Here is a 22,701-nt window from a genome sequence, read left to right on the forward strand (position 1 = left end):
GTTCCCCAGGGCGGCGGCCTCGCGATGCGAAGTCTCCATTCCGGGCGTGTCCACCCCCTTTGAGGGAAGGTCCCACCCGCATGACTCGCTCCGCCCGTCCGTCGTCCCGTTCGCCCCGCGGACCCCAGCAGAACCGCTCCGACCGTCCCGGTCGCGGCTCCCAGCAGGGCCGTGGCGGCGCCCGGCCCGTGAACCGCCGGCCCGCCGCCCCGCAGGGCGACTTCGAGACCCCGGTGAGCACGACCCCGGCGCTGCCGCCGGTCGCCGCCTTCGCCGACCTGGACATGCCGGCCGCGCTGCTCTCCACGCTGACCCGCGAGGGCGTCACCGAGCCGTTCCCCATCCAGGCCGCGACGCTGCCGAACTCGCTCACCGGCCGTGACGTCCTCGGCCGCGGCCGCACCGGCTCCGGCAAGACCCTCGCGTTCGGCCTGGCCCTGCTGGCCCGTACGGCCGGCCGCCGCGCCGAGCCCGGCCGCCCGCTCGCGCTCGTCCTCGTCCCCACCCGCGAGCTGGCCCAGCAGGTCACCGACTCGCTCGCCCCGTACGCCACCGCCGTGAACCTGCGGCTGGCCACGGTCGTCGGCGGCATGTCCATCGGCCGCCAGGCCCAGACGCTCGCGCGCGGCGCCGAGGTGCTCGTCGCCACGCCGGGCCGCCTCGCGGACCTCATCCAGCGCGGCGACTGCAAGCTCGGCGACGTGCGGATCACCGTCCTGGACGAGGCCGACCAGATGGCCGACATGGGCTTCCTGCCGCAGGTCACCCGGCTGCTCGACCAGGTCGACCCGGAGGGCCAGCGGATGCTGTTCTCCGCGACGCTCGACCGCAACGTCGACCGGCTCGTCCGCCGCTTCCTGTCCGACCCGGTGACGCACTCCGTCGACGCGTCGGTGGGCGCGGTCGCCACGATGGACCACCACCTGCTGCACGTCACCGAGACGGACAAGAAGGACACGGTCACCCGGATCGCCGCCCGCGACGGCCGCGTGATCATGTTCGTGGACACCAAGCGCGGCGCCGACCGGCTGGTGAAGAAGCTGCTCTCCGAGGGTGTGCGCGCCGCCGCGCTGCACGGCGGCAAGAGCCAGCCGCAGCGCAACCGCACGCTGGACCTCTTCCGTACGGAGCAGGTCACGGCGCTGATCGCCACGAACGTCGCCGCGCGCGGCATCCACATCGACGGCCTCGACCTCGTCGTGAACGTCGACCCGCCCATGGACCACAAGGACTACCTGCACCGCGGCGGCCGTACGGCGCGCGCGGGCGAGTCCGGCACGGTCGTCACGCTGGTGCTGCCCGAGCAGCGGCGCGAGATGAGCCGGATGATGGTCACGGCCAAGATCTCCCCGAACGTCGTCACCGTCGGCCCGGACCACCCGGAGCTCGTGCGCATCACGGGCGCCCAGGAGCCGAGCGGCGTGGCGGTCGTCATTCCCGCGCCGGTGCCGGCCCAGGCGACGCCGCGCAAGCGCAGCGGCGGGGGCTCCGGTGCCGGTACCGGAGCGGCCGGTGGGGCTGCGGCTGCCGCCGGGTCGCGAGGGTCCCGGGGCACGCGAGGGTCGCGGGGCGGTCGTGGACGTGGTCGCGGGGAGGGCTCTGCTGTGACTTCCTCTTCCGCTTCTTCTTCCGGTGCGGGCGGTTCCGGCCGGGGTGGCTACGGGCGGGGCGGCAACGGCGGTGCCGGTCGCGGTGCCGGCGGTGGCGCGGGTCGCGGTGGCAACGGTGGCGGGGGCGGGCGGCAGCGCCGCGCGTCTTCCTGACGGTCCGGGGCCGCTGCCTGGCCTCTGACTGGCCGGCCCTTGACTGCCCGGCTTCTGACTGGCCGGACGTCTGACTGCCCGGCCCTGGTTGGCCGGACGTCTGACTGGTCGGATGCCTGACTGGTAGGACGCCTGATCGATCGGGGTTCTGGCCGGTCAGGCACCCGGCTGCCCGGGCTCGTGAGTGCCCGGGCTTCTGGTGCCCGGGCTTCTGGCCGGCCGGGGGCGGTGATTCCCCGATCGGCCGAGCACCGTTCGCCCGGTGACCTCCCGCCCGGAAGGGTGGGAGGGGTGAGCCGAACTGCCTGCCGCGCCGCGGGGCGCACCGTCCGCCGCGCTGCCCGTAGGCTTCCGGCCGTCCTGATCACCGGCGGCGCCCTGTTCGGGCTCGGGGCGCCCGCGAACTACACGTGCGCCCCTTTTCTCTCCGCCGCACCCCTCGTGGCGGCGCCCCTGCACACCCTCCGCGCCACCGTCGCGGCCGCCTTGGCCGCGGTGGCGGTCGCGGTCGGCCTCGTGTTCTACCACCGGCCGTCCGACACCGGTGAGGCGCTGGCCGAGATCGCCGCCATCGGCACGGTCTCCTTGGTCGCCCTGGGCATCAACCGCATCGCCCGCCGCAGCGACCAGCAGCTTGCCTCCGCCCGCGGCATCGCGGAAGCTGCCCAGCGCGCCGTCCTGCCCGCGCCCCCGTCCCGCATCGGCGGCCTGCGGGTGGCCGCGCGCTACGTGGCCGCGCATGCCGGCGCCCGGATCGGCGGGGATCTGTACGCGGTCCAGGACACTCCTTACGGCGTACGGGCCGTCGTCGGCGACGTCCGTGGCAAGGGCCTGGGCGCGGTCGAGGCCGTCGCCGTCGTGATCGGTGCCTTCCGGGAGGCGGCCGAGCAGGAGCCGACGCTGGAGGGAGTCGCGGGGCGGCTGGAGCGCGCGTTGCAGCGGGAGGGCGCGCGGCGCGCGAACCTGGACCAGTACGAGGGCTTCACCACGGCCGTCCTGGCGGAGCTGCCGCCGGGGCAACCCGTACTCCGCCTGCTGAACCGCGGCCATCCGCCACCGCTCCTGCTGCACGCGGACGGGCGGGTCGGCGCGGCCGACCCCACCGTGCCCGCCCTGCCGCTCGGGCTGGGGGATCTGGGGGTGTGGGCGGACCGGGCCGAGGAGCGGGAGTTCCCCGCGGGGTCGATGCTGCTGCTGATGACGGACGGGGTGACCGAGGCCAGGGACGCCGACGGTACGTTCTACGACCCGCGGGCGGAGCTGACGGGCCGGCAGTTCAGGAGTCCGGAGACGCTGCTGGACAGCCTGGTCGCCGAGGTCACGCGGCATTCGGGCGGTCAGGCGGCCGACGACATGGCCCTGTTGGCGATTCGGCGCGGCGAGCGCATCGAACAGCATTTCGTGGAAAGTATCGACAGGTTCCGTGGGCGGACGTCCTGTGAAGAGCTGTCAGGGAGAGTGGTGGATTCGGGCTTTCGGCTTGGAATCCACCCGGCATGTCTATTAACGTTCGATAACGGAGCGCGGTCGTCGCAACCGCCGCAAGAGGCGGTGCGCCGTGCGCCTTCGCCGAATCCCGCGGGCACAGTGCCACCTGATACACCGGCATGTTCTGGGAACCGGGGAACCACCACCCTGGGGTGAATCGGGCCGCACGCGGCCCGTAGGAGACCTTCCTGCTCCGAACCCGTCAGCTAACCCGGTAGGCGAGAAGGAAGGAAAGGAGTGCCTTCGTGGCATCCAACGAGCCTGCCGTCCCTTACGAGCCGCCCGTCCCTTACGAGCCTGGCGCCGCCTACGAGGACGCCTCCTACGAGTCCTACGAGGACGCCTCCTACGAGCGCGCCTCCTACGAGTCCTACGGGCACGCTTCCTACGAGGACGCTTCCTACGACCCTCCGCTCGTACCGGCGTACGCACCTCCGTACCAGCCGGACCCGGAGCCGTCGTCCTACGACTCGGAGCCGTACGGGGCGGGCCGGACCGACCATGAGCGGTCGTACGAACCCTCCGCCTTCAGCGCCTTCTCCTTCGGCGCGGGCCGCGGGCGCCACCGCGTCGTCAAGCAGCGCGGCGGCACGATGGCCCGCAGCGGTGCCGTGCTCGGCGCGGGTGTCATCGCGGCGGTCGGCGCGGGCGGGATGGCGCACGCGCAGGAGCGTCCGGCGGCAGCCTCCATATCCATGCCCGACCTGGCGCAGCTGCCGGGCGTGGGCTCGTTCTTCGCGGGGAGCGCGGCGGGCACGGCCGACTCCCTCGGCGAGGAGACCGGTACGACCGCTTCCGAGGTGGCTCAGGAGGCGGCGAAGGCGGGTGAGGCGCTCCGGGCGAGGATCATGGAGCAGGCCGATCACCAGCAGGGCGTGGCCGTGGCCGAGGCGCAGGCCGCCCAGGTGAAGGTGGCCGAGGCGGCGCAGAAGCAGGCGGCGCAGCGCAAGGCGGCCGAGGCGGAGGCGGCGCGGACCGCGGCGGCCGAGGCGGCGGAGCAGAAGCAGGCGGAGCAGGGCCGGACGCAGGCGCGGACGCCGGAGCGGACGCCGGAGAAGACAGAGCCGCGGGCGTCGGAGAAGAAGCAGACCGAGAAGAAGCAGACGGAGAAGAAGCAGGCGGAGAAGAGGGAGAGGCCCGGCCGGGCTTCCACCCGTGACGCGGCCCCGGTTCGCCACTCCGGGGCGTTCACCCTCCCCGTCGGCTCGTACACCCTGACGGCCGGCTTCGGGCAGGCGGGCAACATGTGGTCCGCGCACCACACGGGCGAGGACTTCGCCGCCCCGACCGGCACACCGGTGAAGGCGGTGGGCGGCGGCACGATCACCCAGGCCGGCTGGGCGGGGGCGTACGGTTACCGCATCGTGCTGAAGCTCGATGACGGCACGGAGCTGTGGTTCTGCCACCTGTCGTCGATGGTGGTCACGTCGGGCAAGGTCGCTGCGGGCCAGGTCATAGGCCGGGTCGGCGCGACGGGCAACGTCACCGGGCCGCATCTGCACCTGGAGGTCCGGCCGGGCGGGGGCGCGCCGATAGATCCGCTGGGGTGGCTGCGGGGCAGGGGCCTGCAGCCGTAGCCGACGGCGCTGCCGGCGGGCGGAGCGGAAACGGAATACCTGCTCCCGCAAGGACGTTGACGTGGTGCATGGCTGACATTCACAAGAAGATCGGCACCCTCTCCGTCCACCCGCTCGCCCTCGGCGGCAACGTCTTCGGCTGGACGGCGGACGAGGCGGAGTCCTTCGCGGTCCTCGACGCGTACGCGGCGGCGGGCGGCAACTTCATCGACACCGCCGACGTCTACTCCGCCTGGGTCCCGGGCAACCAGGGCGGCGAGTCGGAGACCGTCCTCGGCAACTGGTTCGCCTCGCGCGGCAACCGCGCCGACATCGTCCTCGCCACCAAGGTCGGCGCGGGCGTCCCCGAGCCCCGGGGCCTGCGGGCATCGGTGATCAAGTCGGGCGTGGAGGAGTCCCTGCGCCGCCTCCGCACCGACTACATCGACCTCTACTACACGCACTACGACGACCCGTCGGTGCCGGTGGAGGAGTTCATCACCGCCCTCGACGCCCTGGTGAAGGAGGGCAAGGTCCGCGAGATCGCGGCCTCCAACATCACGCCGGAGCGCCTGCGGGAGGCCCTGGAGTTCTCGGACACGTCGGGCCTGGCCAAGTACGTGGCGATCCAGCCCCACTACAACCTGGTCTCCCGCGACACCTACGAGGGCGCCCTGGCGTCCGTGGCGGCGCAGCACGGCCTCGCGGCCGTCCCGTACTGGGCCCTGGCCTCGGGCTTCCTCACCGGCAAGTACCGCCCCGGCACCGCCGTGGACAGCGCTCGCGCGGGGGCCGCCGGCAAGTACCTGGAGTCCGAGCGCGGCCTCAACGTCCTGGCGGCCCTGGACGAGATCGCCGCGGCCCACGACGCCGAACTCGCAACGGTCGCCCTGGCCTGGCTCGCGGCCCAGCCGACCGTGGCCTCCCCGCTGGCCAGCGCCCGCACGGTGGAGCAGCTGCCGGCGCTGCTGGCGGTGGCGGACCTGAAGCTCACGGAGGAAGAGCTGAAGCACTTGACGGAGGCGTCGGCGTAACCGATGAGGGCCTCGGGCGGAAAAGACGCCGCCCGAGGCCCTGCCCTGCTGATCAGGCCCGGCTCTCCACCACCCAGGAGGCAAGGGCCACCCCACCGGCAACGGCGAACACGGAAGGCCAGGCGCCGATCTTCTTGGCCAGCGGATGCGACCCGCCGAACGCGGCAACGTACAGCCCGGTCAGCGCCGCGGCCTTGGGCGCCCCGACCTTCCCGGCCCACTGCCGAGCAGCCACCCCGCCAGCCACAGCCAGCGCAGCCCCACCAAGCGGCCGCTTCTTGGTCCACCGGGCAACCGCGTACCCCCCGACAAGCCCACCCGCAGCAACCACACCCGTAGGAACCCGAGCCATCCCGCACCTCCGCATCAAGAAACCCAACGCTTTCGAGGCTACGCCGGGCGGTACGGTCGCCTCGCAGCGGCTGAGAAGGAACTGCATGGGGCCTTCAGCCCACCGCTTGATGATCTGCGGCGGGGAGCAGGGCACCGGCCAGGCCTGCAGCCGGAGCTGCTCGGTGGACTCGGGGGCGTTGTCCGAGTCGGCGTCCGCGTGGGCGGCAGCAGCCAGGTTCCGCCGGGAGGCCCGGATGCGGATCCACCCGGCGGGCATGCCGAACCGTGCCGCATCGGGGGAGTAGTCGGTGCCGACGAGCCGGCACGGGCGGGCGGCAGGCCCGAGAAGGAATGCCTGACGGTCGGCCGCATCCCTCAGGCTGAGCTCGTCATCCGCATCCCGGATCGTCGCGGAACCTCTCTCCGAGTACATCCGGTTCGAGCACGCGGAAACGGGGCTGAACATCGAGGCCGGCGAAGGGGTTAGCCGGCTTCCCAGGCGGCAGGCGTCGGACATCGCCTTGCCGGGTAACGACTTCTGGCTGTTCGACGAGCAGGTCGTGCGGTTCAACCACTTCACTGGCGACGGCGCATCCGCCGGCCCACCCATTCCGTGTACGGATCGCTCGACCCCCGACCCCCGACCCCCCGAATCTCGGGGCGCCGATTCCCCTGGAGCCGGAGCTCGGGGTTCGGTGGCACACCGAACCCCGAGCTCCGGCGATTGCCGTCCGTGCGAGGTCACTTCACGTCGGGCGCCTGCTTCAGCTCACGCACCGAAGCGGCCTTCAGGCCGGCCCCCTTCGTGGAGATCAGGGTGCCGTTGGGGCTGCAGGTGACGGTCGCCGAGCCGACGGCGTCCGCGTCGCACTCCAGCTCCAGGACGACCTCACGGGTCACGGTCATGATTCAACTCCATCTGTGACGAATTGTCCGACTTGCGTGCTGTGACGCGACCGCGTGAGTGGATGACCGTGTCGGCCGGTGCGGCCCCACCCCACCCCCCTCGCGCCTCTTGCGCACCCCCGGATGGCCGGTGTCGGGCGAAGGCGGCGTCGACTCGATCATGATTATCCAACGAGCGTGCGAATGTCCACCCCTTCGGGCGAGGTTGCCCTCGCGGCAAGTCGAGGGTGCTATGTCCGCTTTGCGCATCTGTGGTGATAGGAAAGTAAATTTGATGGGTCGTAATTAACCGACTAGTGTGCGGAGGGAGGGAGTCGACGGACGGGAGGGTGCGGCGTGCCGCAGGATTTTGCGGAGTGGCTCAGGGGGATGCTGCGGCAACGGGACATGTCCCAAAAGGACTTGGCTGGGGCCATCGATGTGACCCCTGCAGCAGTGACCGCCTGGATCAGAGGACGTTCCGAACCTCGCTACGAGAAGATCGCGGCGATCGCCGAGGCCCTGGGGGTCGCAGCCGAGGACGCCGTCAGCCGGCGCCAGCCGGGTGCGGCGTCGTCGGAGCTCTCGTGGATCTTCCGTAAGGCTCCCGCCGACGGCGGCCGCGAAGGCGGCAACGCGGCGGCCTTCGCCTTCGCGGCCAACCTGGAGGTGCTGGCCCGGGAAGCGACTCAGAACAGCCTCGACGAACGCTTGCCAGGTGGGCAGCCGGTCGTCTCGCGCTTCGTGCTGCACGAGCTCACGGGACAGCACCTCGAGGAATTCCTGGAGGCGCTCCGTTGGAGCGAGATCGAGAAGCACCTCCACGCAGCGGCCGATCCCGGGCAGAAGGTCGGGCGTGTGCTGCTCGACGGACTCCAGGAGCTGGAGCGCACCCGGCGCCTGGTGCTGTTGAGGGTCGATGACTACAACGCCACCGGTCTGACCGGTCCCGACTACGATGACGGGCGCTTCGCCCGGGTGGTGCGCCGAACGCTGGACAGCGGCAAGGCGGGCGCCCAGGGTGGTTCCTACGGTCTGGGTAAGGCTGCTCTCTGGGCGGCGAGCCGATTCGGCCTGGTGCTGGTGAACAGCACGTTGTCGGAGCGCCAGGACGGTCGGCACGAGCGTCGGATGGCAGGCCGCCTGGAGCTGCCTTGGCACGCCCTGGGGACCGACGAGTTCGCGGGGCCTGCGTGGTTCGGCGTGAAGGACCCGGACAGGGACGACGCCGCGCGCTCATGGTGGGGCGACGAGGAGACGGCACGGAGTCTGTACCTGGAACGGGACGGCTCCGCAGCCGGGACGTCGTTCCTGGTGGTCGGGGCCTACGACGGCTCCGGAGACACCGAACAGCTGGAGGAGATGCACGAGCGCCTCGCGGCCGGGGTCGCCCGCAATTTCTGGGCGTCCATGGTGGGGGGCGAGGCTGCGGCTCCGCTCCTGCGGGCTTCCGTGGCCTCGTGGCGCAACGGTCGTGTGGTCAGGGCCGAGGAGCGCATCGATCCCCATCGGCACGAACCCGCACGGTCCAGGGCGGTGCAGGCGTTCCTGGACCGCCGTACCGTCCTTGAGTTGACGTCGCGTGAGGACGTCCTGGAGATGGCGGTGCCTCTCAAGCTGCCGCGGCTGAAGGACGGCGCGGGCTCGGACCGTACGTCCCCCACGACGCACGATGCCGTGCTGCTGATCACGCCCTCGGGTGACGACGAGCCGGCTGCCGACCACATCTCGTATATGCGGGCCACGCGCATGGTGGTGCGCAGCAAGAAGGTCGGTGATCTGCCCCTCGGCCATCGGAACTTCCAGGCTGTCCTGCTGGCGGGTGCCGCCACGATGAAGGACACCCCGGACGTGGAAGCGGCCGAGCGTCTCCTCCGCGCCTCCGAGCCCCCGGATCACAACGACTGGACCGGCACCGAGGACCTCACCGCGATGTACGTGCGTGGCGCACGGCAGTGCATCGTCAACTTCAAAAGGCTTGCCGAACAGAGTGTCCGGGAGGCACTTCAGACGCAGGACGACGGGCAGCAGGGCGACGAGGGCCCCGAGGTACTCAAGGAGCTGCTTCGCCTCGATCCGCCCAAGGCACCGCGGACGCAGGGCTTCCCGACGATCCACGCGATCGAAGGAGAGGTCGACGAGCATTCGGCATGGCGCGTGACCGTGACTGTGAAGTGCCCCGAGCGGGAGGATCCGTGGGTGCTGGCACCCGCAATCCGATTCACGGGGCGCGACGGCGGTGGGATCCCCGTCCGGTGGGCCGGCAGGCTGGTTCCCGTGAAGAACTGCGAACTGACCAAGGAGGGAAACCTCTTGTTCCGCGGGCGCAGAGGCGTCTTCAAGGGCGTGACAGACGTCGCGAGCCATCCCGTGCCGGCCGCCATGTCACGCATTGAGGTTGACGTGCCGCGTGCGAAGGAGGCCAAGGCGTGAAGACGCTCTTTCCCTATCCGGTCCTGTCCGGCGAGGTCGTCCTCGTCGCCGACAGACTCGTGGTCGACAACATCCCCCGGCAGTGGAAGGCGATCTCCGAGCGGGAGCACGTGATCGCCCTGCACGAGGTGAAGGGGCGCTGGAAAGAGATCCGTATCAAGGTGTCGGTCACGGTGGACGCCGGAGAGCTGGCCGCAGGGCCGTGGTCCGCACCGACCTGTGTCGCCGTCGTACGCAATCCCAGGACCAGGATTCGCCATACGTTCACGTTGGCCCCGGCGGGCAACGGGGTCTGGGAGGGCGACGTCGAATTGCGTCGGGGCGAGCAGCTCGGTGCCTGCGAGATAGATGCCTGGGTCGTGGCGGACGTCGGCGGCGAGTCCGGCCGGTTGATCGGCACGGCGAGCGAGCGGTGGCGTGCCGACTTCGAGGCAAGGACACCTACACAGCAGCGCTCCATCAAGATGGTGTGGAAGAACTTCACGGACGACATCGACCTCACGGAGTTCCGCGACGACCCGTGGCTTCTCGATGCACAGGCCGACGATCCCGTCCTCTACCTGAACTCCTCGGTGGAGGGTCTGCGGGGTGTACTGGAGAACGCGACCACGCCCGAACAGAAGGTGGTGCGTGACGTAATGGCCGCCCAGATAGCCTCCGAGACATGGGCCTCGATGTTCAATGCCGCGCTGTACGCGAGTGACATGGAGGACGGCGAGGTGCAGTGGCCCGGCGGGTGGCACGAGGACGTCCTCAAGCGCATGCTGCCCGACGTCTTCGCGGACCGTTCCCCGAGCGAGGGGCTCGCGGAGCTTGTCGAGCGACGTACCGAGGGACAGAGCGGCGGGGACCTGCAGAGACGCGTCATGCACGCTGCGACCTTCCAGTCCCGTAAACCGAAGGCCGTGGCAGGCGCACTCAAGTCGCTTGCCCGTATGGCCAGTGCAAAGGAGTCGGTGTGAGCACCGCCGAGCCCGGAACGGCTCAGGAAAGGATGATCGGTCGGCTGCCGACGTCCGTGGCTCTCAAGGTCCTCACGTCCGGCGTCCTCGCAGGCTACGAGCCGATGCCCGGACCCGAGCGGCTCCGCAGGAGCGCCGATTTCTCAGGTGGCGCGATACCCGGCGGGGAGGCGGAGCCCATCCGCCTGCTGTGCGACGAGGCCATGCGGCGATTCCGAGACGAGTCGCCAACGGCGTCCGACGCCTGGCTCGCCCCACGGCTGCACTACACCCTGCGGATCACGCGGGCCGAGGCCGCCGACTCCGGGCTCTGGAACTTCCTCGCGATGTGTGTGGCGCCGGATTTCGTGCGGTGGCGCTGGGGGAAGGACACGGAGGGTGACCGTCGTGCGGTGGGCCAGGCCGTCCGCTTCGCCGGCCCTTGGCACTCCCAGTGCTTTTCCCGACTGTGGTGGGCGGCCGAGCTCTTCCGCGACGGCCCCGACTACGGTCCGGTGGAGATCGCCTGTCGTAACCAGGATGTCCTCAACACGGTTCTCCGGCAGGAGCTGGTCCTGCACCGTCCCGCCGCGCAGGCGCTGGTCCACCTGCTGCAGAGCCGGGTGACGACCACCGGTCGCGAGGTCAACGGGCTGGCGAAACTCGCGTACGCGGCGTCCGCCACGATGATCTACGAGGTTCTGGCGTCCGACGATCCGCAGGACGCCGACGAGCTCCAGGACTGGATCGACGCCATAGGGGACGCTGTGGAGGCGCCTTACGACCGCCTGCCCGACGGGCCGGATGACGGGCGGGTCGACAAAGGTTCTATCAGCACGTTGGTGGAGTGGTTCGAACGCTTGGCGGCTGTGGCCCCCGTGCGGGGGAAGGAGATCCTCGCGGAGTCGGAGGCTCCCCGTCCCGAGGGCGTCAGTCTTGCGAAGACCGGCCCCGGCCTCTGAGGGCTTCGTAGACCACCGAGGCGAGTGCTTTGGCCAGGCCGACGGGTACGGCGTTGCCGATCTGCCGGGCGATCTGGATCTTGGTGCCGTACCACTGGAAGTTCTCCGGGAAGCCCTGGATAAGGGCTGCCTCGTACTGGGTGATGGGACGGTCCTCCGTCGGGTGGAGGTACCGTCCCTTTTCCGGCTTGAAGGCCTCGGTACGGATGGTCACAGAGGGACGGTCGGCGTGCATCCGTCCCATGACGTCGCCCGAGCCGGCTTTGTGTCCGTCCCAGCTGGGCGTCGAGAGATAGACGCACCGATCTTCGAAAATTGCCCACTTGTCCCGCAGGTCGTTCCGATTTCCACCGGGTGGGATGGCGGCGTAGCGGGCGAGGGACAAAGGCTCCGGAGTGCGCCGAATATGGAGCTCGGGGGTGAGGTACGGGCCCGGCTGGCGGAGATTCAGCGGGGAATCATCATTGCCGGGGCGATCGGGGAAGTTCTGGAGCTCGGTCGAAGCTGTCCTGTCGAAGACGGCGGGTCCCACGGCTACCCACTGCTGCGGGGCTGTGGTCTCGTCGCTCAACTCACCCAGTCGCGGTTGCCACTTATCGGCCTTGCGGTCGTGAGTGGGGCGAGGGTGTGGGACAAGCCGCCGCAGGTCCTCCTTCAAGTCCTTGTGGGTGCCGATGACGATGGTGCGCTTACGGGCCTGCGGGACGCCGTAGTCCGCGGCGTTCAAGATTTCGACGCTCAGTTCGTAATTCTCGAGTTTCTCGCCCTGTGCTGTAATTTTCCTCAACGCGTCGTACTGCCCTGAACGGAAAAAGCGGTCCACGTTCTCCATGATGAAGATCCGCGGCTCCACCTTTTGTACGACGCGAATGTATTCCTGCCAGAGCAGGTTGCGTGGATCGTTCTCGTCCTCTTTGCCCAGGCCGGAGAAGCCCTGACATGGAGGCCCGCCCAGAATCACGTCGGCATCGGTGACATCGCCCGGGTCCCAGTCCTTGATGTCGCCGGCGTGCACCTTTGTGTCCGGGAAGTTCGCCGCATAGGTGGACGCCGCGGCCTCGTCGAACTCCACCGCCGCCACGGAACGGAACGGCGACGAGTCGTGCCCCTCGGGCACGTACTCGTGAAACCCTTGCGAGAAGCCCCCGGCGCCCGCGAACAGGTCGATCACCTTGATCGGCTCGACACGGGTGGAGTCGGAGGCAGGGCTGGTCATGTTGGGGAAGTCTAGTCTGCGGATGATAGTGGGCCGAGTGCGCACGCGGTGACCGTTCACACTGTCCGGGACGGGCTCACGGGTGCGCTTCCGCCTGCAGGGCGAGCGCATCGGCTATCGCCCGCCCCACGGCCTCGGCGACCGGCGGCGGTGACGCGTGACCGACCTGACGGAACCGGGAGGTCTTGAGGCCTTCCAGCGTCCAGTCGGCCGGGAAGGCCTGCAGCGCGGCCACCTGCGGGATGGTGAGTTTCGGGAGGAGCTTGCGGTTCTCGGCGTCCGGCAGCCATGGGAAGTCCTCCGCCGGCACCGCGTCGCCGAGCGATTCCCCGTTGACCCCCAACCTGGCCCAGGCGGCCTTGCTGCCCTTCTGACCCAGGTCGGCGCCGCCCCGCCCCTTCGAGCCGCCGACGATCGTCGGGGCCGGACGGTTCGCGTGCTTCGCCCACGCGGCGGCGTGGGGCCATCCGCGCTCCGCCATGGAGGCGCCGAGCATCTCTCCCACCGTGGGCGTCGGACTCCCCACGGCCTCGGGCCACCGGAACCGATCGGCATACGGTCCCCGCAGGGCCACGAAGAAGCCCTGTCTTCGCTCTTGGGGGACACCGAAGTCGGCGGCGTCGAGAACCTTGGAGTGCACCCCGTAGCCGAGGTGCTCCAGCTCTTCGTGGACGAACTTGCGAAGATCAGTGAGTTTCGGGGACTCGACCAGGTCTGCGACGTTCTCGATCAGTAGGGCGCGGGGTTGTACGGCGTGCGCGAGGTAGACCGTCGCTTCGAGGAGCGCGCGTGCCTCCCGGTCCTGGGGACGCTCCTTTCCGTCCGCCACGGGTTTGACCCGAGGCGGACCGGCAGCCACCAGGTCCACGTCGTAGAGGTGGGGGTGCTCGTCGGGGTCGAAGGTGAGCAGATCCTCCTGCAGCACATTCCACTGCTCCCTGTTGGTGCGGAGCGTCGCGCAGGCATCCCGGTCGTTCTCGATCAGCGCCAGCGGAGTGAACCCGGCCCGTTCCAGGCCCAGAGCCTGCCCGCCGGCCCCGGCGCAGAGCTCGAGAGAGGTGAGGTGGGGCTGTCGCACGGGGGTGTCTCCTGGGGCGGTGGAACGGGAACGGACGGCGCTCGGATCAACGGGGACGGATCACTGGGAGATGATCGCCTCGTTCTCGCGGGACGAGTCGATCGTGGTGAATCGGACCACCTGATTGCCTCGGCCTCGTGCCGCGGACGGAGCGACGAAGGAGAAGGCCATGACGACCTTGCCGGGATCGATCCGCCCGTCCGGGGCGATCGAGTCGGCGTTGCGCCTCTCGACGATGGGGTAAAGAGCCAGGGTGCCTCGGCGCTCCCGCACGTAGCTCTCTGTGGCCGCATCCCCGCAGGTCGGCAGCGTTCCCGCCACCCTGAGCAGGGCGGCTCGGTGCCGGGGATTGCTGATCGCTCCGAACAGAGGGTCGCGGCGTCGCTCGACTCCGAACCAGGAGAAGGATCGGCCGGCGTTCCCCAGGAGAATCGCCTGCCGTCGGGTGGAGTGCTGAGGCGCGACCACGAGCCAGTCGTCGATCTGCCCGGACTGTCGGGTGATCTCTTCCAGGTAGGTCAGGTGCGGCGCGAACTGCTCGCCGGAGTGCCATTTCAGGGAGGACAGGACATCGAGCACGGCCTCAGCAGGAACGGTGTTCGCGAATGCTTCGAACCGGTGCGGCCTCGCTGCGCCCTCGAACCGGTGGCTGAACGCGGTCCTGACGCTCGGCAGCTGTTCCAGGATCGGCAGCCAGAGATCGACATTGTGGCGGAGCGCGGTCGGCTGGGCGGGAAAGGCCGTGGGCTCCTGCCATTCGCCCGGCGACCTCAGCTCGACGAGGCGGGCGTTGTACATCTTGTTCGGGCTGGTCGGCTTCAGCCAGGGCAGGTGCTGGGAGACGAGCGGTGGGACCTGGGCCGGTGTGACCTGCGGACGGCCGTCGATCAGCACCGAGTACTGGGCGAGTTGGGCCCGGAAGGACTCCTCGTCCTGGCAGATGGCCTCGAAACCCTCGTAGAGGTCGAGCTCTTTGCTCCCTGCCGTCTCGTTGCGGCCGATCCACAGACGGACCAGGTCGCGGTAGCCCTCGCGGAAACCGAACCAGCGTCCCATCTGCATCATGCTGGAGGCATTGCCCGCCCGTCGGCGGTAGTAGGAGACGGTAAGCCCCTCCACGGTGAAGCCGCGGGACAGCTTCTGTCCGCCCAGCAGGATCTTCCAGATGGACCGGCGCTCGAAGTCGGCTTCACCACTTTCGATGTCCTTGTCGCCGTTGACGACGATGACCGGGGCGAGGTCACCGCCGATGCGGGTCACAGCGGCGCCGATGTGCGGACCGAGATCGTCGAAGGACTCCGGAACGGCGTAGTCGCCCGCCCGCGCACGTGACACCGGAAGCAGATCGGACTCGAACAGCTTGCGCAGGCGGTCGTGCCCGGCCGCACTCGTGTAGCCGGACTCGTCCCACAGCCTGAGAATGCGGCCCTTGAGTTCGCGGTGATCCGCTGTGAGGCGGGACTCGTGCACCAGCATGGTGTGGTGCCGATAGAAGTTCGACGGGACGAGGGGGTCCGTGTTCTCCCGGAAGATCTTGACCGCGGCGGTGAGGACGAACATGTCCATGGCCTGCCTGAGTGACAGGTCGTCGTCCTCCTCCTCGGTGGCGTCGACGGAGCGGATGTATGCCAGTTCGTTGGAATCGGCGAACGTCCGCCCCTCCTCCGGGACCTGCCCGTCCAAGTCGTGGAAGTCCTGGACACCCATGTACCCCTTCGGGCGGGGGAGCGAGATCAGGAAGTCCTTGGGGAAGATGTCCTCGCTGTCGCTCGGGTCGATGAACACGTTGGCGAACGGGGTCGCGGTGTAACCCACGTACTGGGCTCTGGGCAGCAGCCTCAGTAGCTCCGAGAGCTTCTCGTTGATCGCGGTGCGCTCCGCACTGCTGCTGCGCGGGTTGACGGTGTTGACCGACGCCTCATCGGACTCGTCGTCGATGATCAGGGTGGGGATCTCGCCGAGCAGTCCACTGATCTTCTTCAGATCCTTGACCAGCTTGCTCAGGACCGTCTTGTTCTTCTTGACCACCATGAGGCGAGCCGCGGCGTGGTCCAGGTTGCGCGGATCGTGCAAGGGGAGCGACTTCTCGCGCTTCTCGATCTCCAGGGCACGAATCCCCTGGGCCAGGGACTTGTAGTCGTTCTCCCGCGTGGTGAGGCGCTCGATGTCGAAGGCACCGAGTTCGGAGGGCAGACCGCCGTGCTTGATGAAGCGGCCGCGCAGCCAGTCACGGTCATCCGCGTAGTCGGACTCGGTCTCGACCGTCCCGCGCAGGATGTTCTCCCGGCCGACGAGCTCCATGTCGAGTCGCCGCTGGGTCTGGCCGCGCAGGAGGTTCAGCGTGCCACCGAGCACGATGACCAGGCGGTAGCCGGCATCGACGGCCTTGGCGATGACGCCCGTGAAATTGGCTGTCTTGCCGGACTGGACGTATCCGACGACCAGCCCCTTCGCCTGGTAGGCCTCGGGCGACGTGGGGTCCGCCAGCCGTTCCACGACGCGCTCGGCGGCCTCGCCCAGGTCCACCACTGTCTCGTCCGACCAGCCCTTGACCTCCCGCAGGTAGCGTTCGTACGTGGGCCAGTACCAGTCGACGCCCCGCGGAGTGCCGATGCCGCGCCAGGGCGTGTACTCCCGGCTTATGACGACAGGGCCCATCTGCGTGCTGACGGGGATCTCGGCGTCGAGGAGTTTGCGCGTCGCGGTCTCCAACCCGAGCAGTTCGAAGACCGCCGTCCGACGCTCCTGGGTGCGGGCCTCGCTGCCCGCGCACCAGGAGTCGGAGCCTTCGGCTGCACGGTCCCACCGGGTGAGCTGCTTGCGCCACAGCTTGAGCAGGGCACGCGATTCCTCGCTGTCACGGGTGATGGCGTTCCTGAATACGGCCTCGGAGATATCAAGGGCTATGTCCTGCGCACTCGCGTGAAAGGTGACGATTGCGGACAGGGACATGGGGCGCCCGGCGGGCATACCCTCCAAGGCACTCCGGTGCACCTTCAGAAGGGCTTTGTCGTTGTCGGTGGGCGTCATGTGGTCGTTCCTCGGCTCTGCTGCAGGACGGAAGCTGTTCGATCACTGGGGAAGATGGAACGGGCCGCACAGGGCCACCGGCGGGCCCGGCGACGGCTCCAGTCCGGTCAGGTCGATGTCGTAGGCGATGTTCTTGATCCGCTCGGCGGCCTCCTTCGGGAGGCCGCCGAGGACGGAGCGGTCCAGGGACGGGAAGCGGTCGTCGGTCTCCAGGACGAGTGGAACGGTCCGTATCCTCCACCGCTCGTCGTCCTGGTCGCGCGGCAACACGACCCCGTCGAGGAGTGCATCGAGACGGTCGAGCGACGTGGGAGCCTGCTCGGCCACCTCGCTCCGGACGGACTCGACGCATTGTGTGAGGGTCCGTCCGGCCGAACCTCCTCGGGTCATCTGCACCGAGACGAACCACAGGGGGCGACCGGGCGACGGCGTCAGCTGACCGAATCCGTGCACGGAGTGCCGACGCTCCTCGGCGGAGGTGGTCTTCACTTCTATGTCGTACGACTCGGCACTGAAGTCGTGCTCCTCGCCGAGCGGGCCCTTCCATGACTCGACGGCGGTGGCCCAGCCGTGGGCTGCGGCAAGACTGCCCAGGACGGTCAGCTCACCCATCAGACCTATGCGTCTTTCTGTGGAGAGCTCGCGCGGCTTTTCGAGCAGGGCGCGCCAGGCGCGCACCGTCTCGCCGAAGGCCTGCTCGGGAGTCCGGTGTTCCACGGTCACGCGGTCGGCGACGGCGCACAGGAGGTCGTGGAAGTCGCGCTGCAGGTTTCGTCGTGTCGTCCGCAGGCGTGCCATGCGGAGGCCCTGGTGGGCTATCTCCTCCACGCGTATGAGGGGGTGCGGGGAGCTGGGGATCCGCTGTCTCGGGCCCAACTGGAGGTGGAGCGCTATGTCCCGGTCGTCGGAGACCACGTAGTCCACGCGGGGTGATCCGGGTGCGGCCAACGGGAAGGAGACGCTGAGGCCGGACTCGAGGTACTCCTCGACCTCGGACCAGGATGCCCGACTGTCAGCTGTCATGGTCGGTCACCCGGTCGAGCTCACTGCGGGCGGCCGACACCAGGATCGACTGCCACAGCTGCAGGTTGTCCTTCTCACGGGAGCCGCTGTACTCCTTCTCGAACACCCGGTGCATCATCAGGTACATCAGGGACTTCAGGAGCGGGGCGTCGTTGAGACTGCCGTCCCGGCCGCCCAGGATCGCCCGACGGTAGTGCTGGTTGAGGACGACGAGACGGTTCTCCCGATCCAGCTCGAAGAAGAGGTCCGTGTCGAGCTTCTGCCACACCAGCGAGATCGGTTCTTCCAGGGGGAGGAGGGGGAGTTCCTCCTCGATGGTGGACCGCACCTCGGGCGCGAGCCCCCGTCCTGGGCCGATCACCGGCTTGCGTACGGTGCCCGAGCGCTTGCGGGCCTCCCGGTAGACGGCGTCCGCATCCGCGAGGTACTGAGTGAACGGACGTCCTCGAACATCGATGGCCTTTTCCAGCGCTTCGACGAATTCGGGAGAGGTGTCGACCCCGGACTTCTTCACCGTGAGCCGGAACACGTCGTTCGGTACCGGGGGCAGGTCGACGGCTACGCGGGCGAGCGAGAGGTGCTGTTCGGGCTGGCGGAGGTTGTTCCAGCCGCCCGCCTGCACCAGGCGGTCGTTGCGGTAGAAGTAGAACCCCTGACGGTCGATCACCGTACCCACTGCCCGGTACTCGTCGAGGTTCGACTTGGGCGGCCAGATGTGGGCCGCGAGGGAGACGTCGGTCGCTGCTCCCGGAACGGTCGTGGTGAATCGACGCGGATAGTCTGCGTTGCCCGACACCGGATATCCGAACGGGTCGAGCGGCTCGACGCCGAAGTCCAGGTACACGGTGCGCGTGCGTACGTCCTCCACCGCGATCGTGATGTTGAAATCGTCACGAGCCAGGAAACGGTGCAGGTACAGGCCGAGATGGAGGCCCAGCTTGTTGATCGTCCGCTGAAGATAGCGATCCGTCTGTCCGCTTCCGCCGTGCTTCGGGAAGTCCTTGACCCCGTCCCATCGGACAACGGTGCCCTGCCACTGAATGGGGCGGCTGTTGTCGTACCGGTCGATCAGACTCTGGGCGTAGGAGGGATCGACGATGTCGCACTGGAAGTCCGCCCGCGCGTTCTCCATCCGCCACCGCCTGCCGACCGTTCGGGTCCGCTTGGTGGTGCTCACGACGGTGACGGCATCGGCGTGCGACAACGAGGCGGACTTGAGTCCGGTGCCGAACATGCCCAGAGCGCCCGACGCGTAGTCCCGCCGGCCGCCGACCGTCATGGCGACGTCCAGGGCCTCCTCGTCCATGCCGTGGCCGTCGTCGACCACGAGAAGCGAGACTAATCGGTCGCCGTCCCGGAGGAAGTGGATGACCACGTCCTTCGCGCCTGCATCGATGGAGTTGTCGACGAGGTCGGCTATGGCGACCTCGAACCCGTACCCCTGGCTGCTCAGAGCCTCGACGTAACGGGGGTCGGGCGGCAGGTGCTTGCTCCCGGTGGTGGGAACGTCGAACTTCCAGTCGGTCATGTTCAGCCTTGGCATCCAAGTTGTCGGCGCGGGTAAGCGCGGTGACAGAATTTGTGCGACCAATAGTGACCGTAGTGCACACAACCGGCAGTGAGGCCTGATCCGTGCAGATTGGATCGGGCCGGAGGGCATGCGAGGACGGAGGTCAGCGGCGGGACGCCCGTGCCATGGCGACGGCCGCAGCCACATCGGCGGCCACGGTCGCGGGGTCCTGGTGCTCCCAGAAACGCAACACCGTCCAACCGGCTTCGACGAGGTGCTCGTTGGTTTCCCGGTCACGGGCGATGTTCCGGTCCAGCTTCTGTCGCCACCAGTCGGCGTTGGCTTTCGGGCTGGTGGCGTGCTGCGGGCATCCGTGCCAGAAGCAGCCGTCGAGGAAGACAGCGACTTTGACGCCGGGAAAGGCGATGTCGATGCTGCGCCGTGGCATGCCCGGCACCTTGCTGTGGAGTCGGTAGCGGTGCCCTGCGCTGTGCAGGAGGCGCCGCACCGCCATTTCAGGCGTCGTGTTCCGACTTGCCTGGCGGCTCATCTCGGCCGACTTGCGAGGCGAGGGGGGAATGACAGGCACGCTTCCATTCTGCCGGCGGACAGGTCCGTCGAGTGCTTGTCCCCGAGCTCGGCGCGATAGCCGTGTAAAACACTAGTTCGATATGTCACCCCTGGGTGTGAGACTTAGGTATCTGCTCACATCGTGACGAGGGGGGACCTTGAACTACAGCAGTAGGCCGTTGACGTCGATCGAGATCTGTGCCGGTGCCGGGGGGCAGGCGCTCGGGCTGCACCGGGCCGGCTTCAGGCACCTCGCGCTCCTGGAGATTGACAAATTTGCGTGCAAAACGTTGCGCGCGAATGTGCTGGATAACCCGGAGTGGGCGGGCTGCGAGATCGTCGAAGGTGACGTGAACGATGTCGACCCCTTCGCGCATGGGCAGCTCGCCGAGTTCGGACTGCAGCCCGGGGAGCTGGACCTCCTCGCCGGGGGCGTACCGTGCCCGCCGTTCTCCATTGCGGGCAAGCAGCTGGGCGAAGACGACGAGCGTGACCTCTTTCCCAGGATGCTTCAGCTGGTGGACGGGCTCCGGCCGAAGGCGGTGATGATCGAAAACGTCCGGGGGATCCTGGATGCGAAGTTCGATGAGTACCGCGAGCGGATCGTGGGCGAGCTCAAGGGCTACGGCTACGAGTTCTGCGGCTGGAAGCCGATCGAAGCGCGACATTTCGGGGTCCCGCAGCTCCGGCCGCGGGCCATCCTCGTCGTGATCGCCAAGGAGCTCTTGGCTGACGTGAAGTTCGAGTGGCCGGCAGGTGACGAGAAGATCGTTACTGTGGCGGATGCGCTGGCCGAGACCATGAAGGAACGGTGTGAGCCGTACGGGGCCAAGGGCCGGGCGGTCTTCGACAGGTGGCTTGAGAAGGCGACGCAGCGCGGCACTGAGGCACCCACGCTTGTAGGCGGTTCCAAGAAGCACGGCGGTGCCGACCTCGGTCCGAGCCGGGCGAAGGCGGCATGGGCCGGACTCGGTGTCGATGCGCTCGGCGTGGCGAATGACCCGGAGAACTGCAATCCGGAGCGTGACCTCTTCAGGGCGAACGGTCCGATGCTCACGGTCGAGCAGGCTGCGATCATCCAGGGATTCCCGCGGGACTGGGCGTTCCAGGGAGGAAAGACCGCCCGGTACCGCCAGGTGGGCAATGCCTTCCCGCCTCCGGTCGCAGAGGCTGTGGGTAGGGCGATCGTGTCAGTCCTCCGCCCGGGCGAGCAGCCGAGCTCTGCAACGGACGGAATCCGCTCGGTGATTCCGGCTGCTCGACGGGATACTGGACTTGCTGCACCGGCTGCGTTGCACAGCCCCGTTGAGCCCGCGCTTGCAGAGTTCGGGCAGCTCACGTTTCTGGAAGCGGAGTCCGAGCACGCAGGCCCGAGCGCCTGAGCAAGGGCGATCGGGCACTGCGCAGTCGGAGCGAAGAGGCTGCTAGCGGGGCGTTCCCGGGCCTTGCCAAGGCCCGGGACCCCGCGTGCCCTGCCACCCTGGTGGTGGTGCGGCCCACTGCTGCGGCATCGGCGCGTACGGCCGCGGCAGCGTTGCAGAGGCCTGGGTGAGGGCCGGCTGGGCTGTGTGTTTGCGGGTCCAGAGGTGGTGGAGGAGTTCCTGTTCGCGGGCGGTGAAGTCCGGGCCCGCCGTGCCGTTGTGGGCGCGCTGGCGGAGGAAGGCCAGGGACGTCGCGAACGAGATGTACTCCGCCACCGTGCGGGCCGCCGCCGGGCCGCCGGTGCGGCGGGCCACGTCGCGGGCTATGCCGCGGGCGCGCATCGAGGAGAGGGCGAGGGGCTCGGGCGGGGTGAGCCAGCCGGCTATCTGGTAGGCCGGGAGGAAGGTGCGTATCGTGCGCAGCTCGTTCTGGCGGGACCAGATCGCGAGCCAGGTCAGGGCGCCGAAGACGGGCACCATGAAGAGGGCGTAGACCGCGAGGAAGGCCAGGGGCGACAGGCTGGCCGAGCCGTTCCAGACGGAGTGCAGGACCATCGCGGTGAGCAGGCCCGCGAGGGGGACGAGGACGCGGATCACCTTGCGGCGCGGGGCCAGGGTGGCCGCGATGCCGAAGCCGAGGCCCGTCATCGTGGTGAAGAGCGGGTGGGCGAACGGCGACATCAGGACGCGCATGAAGAAGGTGGCCGCCGTGGCCGCCGGCACGCCCTCGTGGCCGAAGCTCTGGTCGGTGGCGAAGGCGTTGCCCAGGTAGAGGATGTTCTCGGTGAACGCGAAGCCCGTGGCCGTGATGCCCGCGATCACCACGCCGTCGACGGTGTTGTTGAAGTCCCGGCGGCGGAAGAGGAAGAGCAGGAGGACCGCGGCCGCCTTGCCGGTCTCTTCCACCACGGGCGCGACGAACGTCGCCCCCCACTTGTCGGCCTCCGGGCGCTGCGCGAGGTCGACGGAGCTGAGCAGCCACTCGGTGGCGTAGCCGTTCGCGATGATGGCCATCAGCGTGGCCGCGCACGCGCCCCACGAGAAGGCGAAGACCAGGTTCTTCCAGGGCTTCGGCTCGACGCGGTCCATCCAGCGGAACGCCGCCACCAGCAGCGGCACGGGCAGGACGGCGAGGCCGAGCCCCACCAGGAACCCCTCGGTGCCGGTCTGCTCCCGCACCAGGGCCAGGATGACCAGGCCGCACAGGGCCAGGAGCAGGATCAGCCCGCCGGCGCGCACCGCCTTGTTGTCCCACAAGGCGCGGCGCGGTTTATAGCGCCAGCCCGCGGGGGCGGGCATCGCGGGAAAGTTCGGCTGCTGACCGGAGGCGGGCACCGGCCCGGCTACCGGCTGCTGGTGGGGTGGGGACTCATGCACTCGATGACCCTAACCAAGGGACGTCGGGGCGGCCTCGGTATTCCGGGGGCCGGTCCTCTGCCCGGCCGCCCCCCGGCGTGC

The 22,701-nt window shown here is 69.1% G+C and carries 16 protein-coding genes, 2 pseudogenes and 1 riboswitch; of the genes and pseudogenes, 9 read left to right on the forward strand and 9 right to left on the reverse strand.

From position 1 onward, the window contains the following. Window positions 1-80 precede the first annotated feature (80 nt). The 4 genes and pseudogenes from IF61_RS0116030 (at window position 81) to IF61_RS0116045 (ending at window position 5,841) form a co-directional block, all read left to right on the forward strand. Window positions 81-1,763 carry a DEAD/DEAH box helicase gene (locus tag IF61_RS0116030; RefSeq protein WP_030367062.1) on the forward strand — a complete coding sequence of 561 codons (1,683 nt, stop codon included), beginning with the start codon at window positions 81-83 and terminating at the stop codon, window positions 1,761-1,763. Window positions 1,764-1,991: 228 nt separating this feature from the next. After that, a pseudogene (locus IF61_RS0116035) lies at window positions 1,992-3,140 on the forward strand (PP2C family protein-serine/threonine phosphatase); the annotation flags it as partial. A gap of 213 nt (window positions 3,141-3,353) precedes the next feature. Next, window positions 3,354-3,487, forward strand: a riboswitch (cyclic di-AMP (ydaO/yuaA leader). Between the two features lie 9 nt (window positions 3,488-3,496). Then, on the forward strand, window positions 3,497-4,828 hold the full coding sequence (locus IF61_RS0116040; protein WP_245684516.1) for a M23 family metallopeptidase: 1,332 nt from the start codon (window positions 3,497-3,499) through the stop codon (window positions 4,826-4,828). A gap of 68 nt (window positions 4,829-4,896) precedes the next feature. Further along, a complete protein-coding gene (locus IF61_RS0116045; protein ID WP_030367065.1) occupies window positions 4,897-5,841 on the forward strand; it encodes an aldo/keto reductase in 945 nt (314 codons plus the stop codon). A 52-nt stretch (window positions 5,842-5,893) separates the two neighbouring features. On the opposite strand, the gene IF61_RS0116050 is transcribed toward IF61_RS0116045, so the two are convergent. Next, complete coding sequence (locus IF61_RS0116050) at window positions 5,894-6,193, reverse strand: hypothetical protein (RefSeq protein ID WP_030367066.1); 300 nt, start codon at window positions 6,191-6,193, stop codon at window positions 5,894-5,896. A gap of 379 nt (window positions 6,194-6,572) precedes the next feature. Here IF61_RS0116050 and IF61_RS37015 point away from each other — a divergent pair. Further along, window positions 6,573-6,785 (forward strand): annotated as a pseudogene (locus IF61_RS37015) (DUF6879 family protein); the annotation flags it as partial. A 130-nt stretch (window positions 6,786-6,915) separates the two neighbouring features. On the opposite strand, the gene IF61_RS35890 reads toward IF61_RS37015, so the two are convergent. Then, complete coding sequence (locus IF61_RS35890; RefSeq protein WP_157848615.1) at window positions 6,916-7,080, reverse strand: hypothetical protein; 165 nt, start codon at window positions 7,078-7,080, stop codon at window positions 6,916-6,918. A 336-nt stretch (window positions 7,081-7,416) separates the two neighbouring features. Here IF61_RS35890 and IF61_RS0116060 point away from each other — a divergent pair, with 336 nt between their 5' ends. From IF61_RS0116060 to IF61_RS0116070, 3 genes are read left to right on the forward strand one after another with little or no spacing between them, the layout of a single operon-like run. Then, complete coding sequence (locus tag IF61_RS0116060; protein ID WP_030367067.1) at window positions 7,417-9,492, forward strand: helix-turn-helix transcriptional regulator; 2,076 nt, start codon at window positions 7,417-7,419, stop codon at window positions 9,490-9,492. Further along, entirely contained in the window at window positions 9,489-10,454 is a 966-nt protein-coding gene (locus IF61_RS0116065) for a hypothetical protein (RefSeq protein ID WP_030367068.1), read from the forward strand. The genes IF61_RS0116060 and IF61_RS0116065 overlap by 4 nt, the downstream gene beginning before the upstream one ends. Further along, window positions 10,451-11,395 carry a DUF6339 family protein gene (locus IF61_RS0116070; RefSeq protein WP_245684517.1) on the forward strand — a complete coding sequence of 315 codons (945 nt, stop codon included), beginning with the start codon at window positions 10,451-10,453 and terminating at the stop codon, window positions 11,393-11,395. The genes IF61_RS0116065 and IF61_RS0116070 overlap by 4 nt, the downstream gene beginning before the upstream one ends. Here the strand turns inward: IF61_RS0116070 and IF61_RS0116075 are convergent. The 6 genes from IF61_RS0116075 to IF61_RS0116100 form a co-directional block, all read right to left on the reverse strand. Then, window positions 11,364-12,611 carry a DNA cytosine methyltransferase gene (locus IF61_RS0116075; protein WP_043189363.1) on the reverse strand — a complete coding sequence of 416 codons (1,248 nt, stop codon included), beginning with the start codon at window positions 12,609-12,611 and terminating at the stop codon, window positions 11,364-11,366. The genes IF61_RS0116070 and IF61_RS0116075 overlap by 32 nt on opposite strands. 76 nt (window positions 12,612-12,687) lie before the next feature. Beyond that, entirely contained in the window at window positions 12,688-13,689 is a 1,002-nt protein-coding gene (locus IF61_RS0116080; protein WP_030367071.1) for a DNA cytosine methyltransferase, read from the reverse strand. A gap of 60 nt (window positions 13,690-13,749) precedes the next feature. Next, entirely contained in the window at window positions 13,750-16,719 is a 2,970-nt protein-coding gene (locus tag IF61_RS0116085) for a Z1 domain-containing protein (RefSeq protein ID WP_030367072.1), read from the reverse strand. A gap of 42 nt (window positions 16,720-16,761) precedes the next feature. Beyond that, window positions 16,762-17,742 (reverse strand): PD-(D/E)XK motif protein, encoded by a 981-nt coding sequence (locus IF61_RS0116090; RefSeq protein WP_078660238.1) that lies wholly within the window; start codon window positions 17,740-17,742, stop codon window positions 16,762-16,764. Next, window positions 17,732-19,270, reverse strand: a complete 1,539-nt coding sequence (locus tag IF61_RS0116095) for an ATP-binding protein (protein ID WP_078660239.1) — start codon at window positions 19,268-19,270, stop codon at window positions 17,732-17,734. Before IF61_RS0116095 ends, IF61_RS0116090 begins: the two co-directional genes overlap by 11 nt. A gap of 145 nt (window positions 19,271-19,415) precedes the next feature. Then, window positions 19,416-19,841 carry a very short patch repair endonuclease gene (locus IF61_RS0116100; protein WP_030367075.1) on the reverse strand — a complete coding sequence of 142 codons (426 nt, stop codon included), beginning with the start codon at window positions 19,839-19,841 and terminating at the stop codon, window positions 19,416-19,418. 139 nt (window positions 19,842-19,980) lie between these two features. On the opposite strand from IF61_RS0116100, the gene IF61_RS0116105 reads away from it, so the two are divergent. Next, window positions 19,981-21,204 (forward strand): DNA cytosine methyltransferase, encoded by a 1,224-nt coding sequence (locus IF61_RS0116105; protein WP_078660240.1) that lies wholly within the window; start codon window positions 19,981-19,983, stop codon window positions 21,202-21,204. A gap of 42 nt (window positions 21,205-21,246) precedes the next feature. On the opposite strand, the gene IF61_RS0116110 is transcribed toward IF61_RS0116105, so the two are convergent. After that, entirely contained in the window at window positions 21,247-22,620 is a 1,374-nt protein-coding gene (locus tag IF61_RS0116110; RefSeq protein WP_397946205.1) for a PrsW family intramembrane metalloprotease, read from the reverse strand. Between the last annotated feature and the right edge of the window lie 81 nt (window positions 22,621-22,701).

Origin of the sequence: Streptomyces roseoverticillatus, from assembly GCF_000719265.1 — a bacterium.
GTDB lineage: Bacteria > Actinomycetota > Actinomycetes > Streptomycetales > Streptomycetaceae > Streptomyces > Streptomyces roseoverticillatus.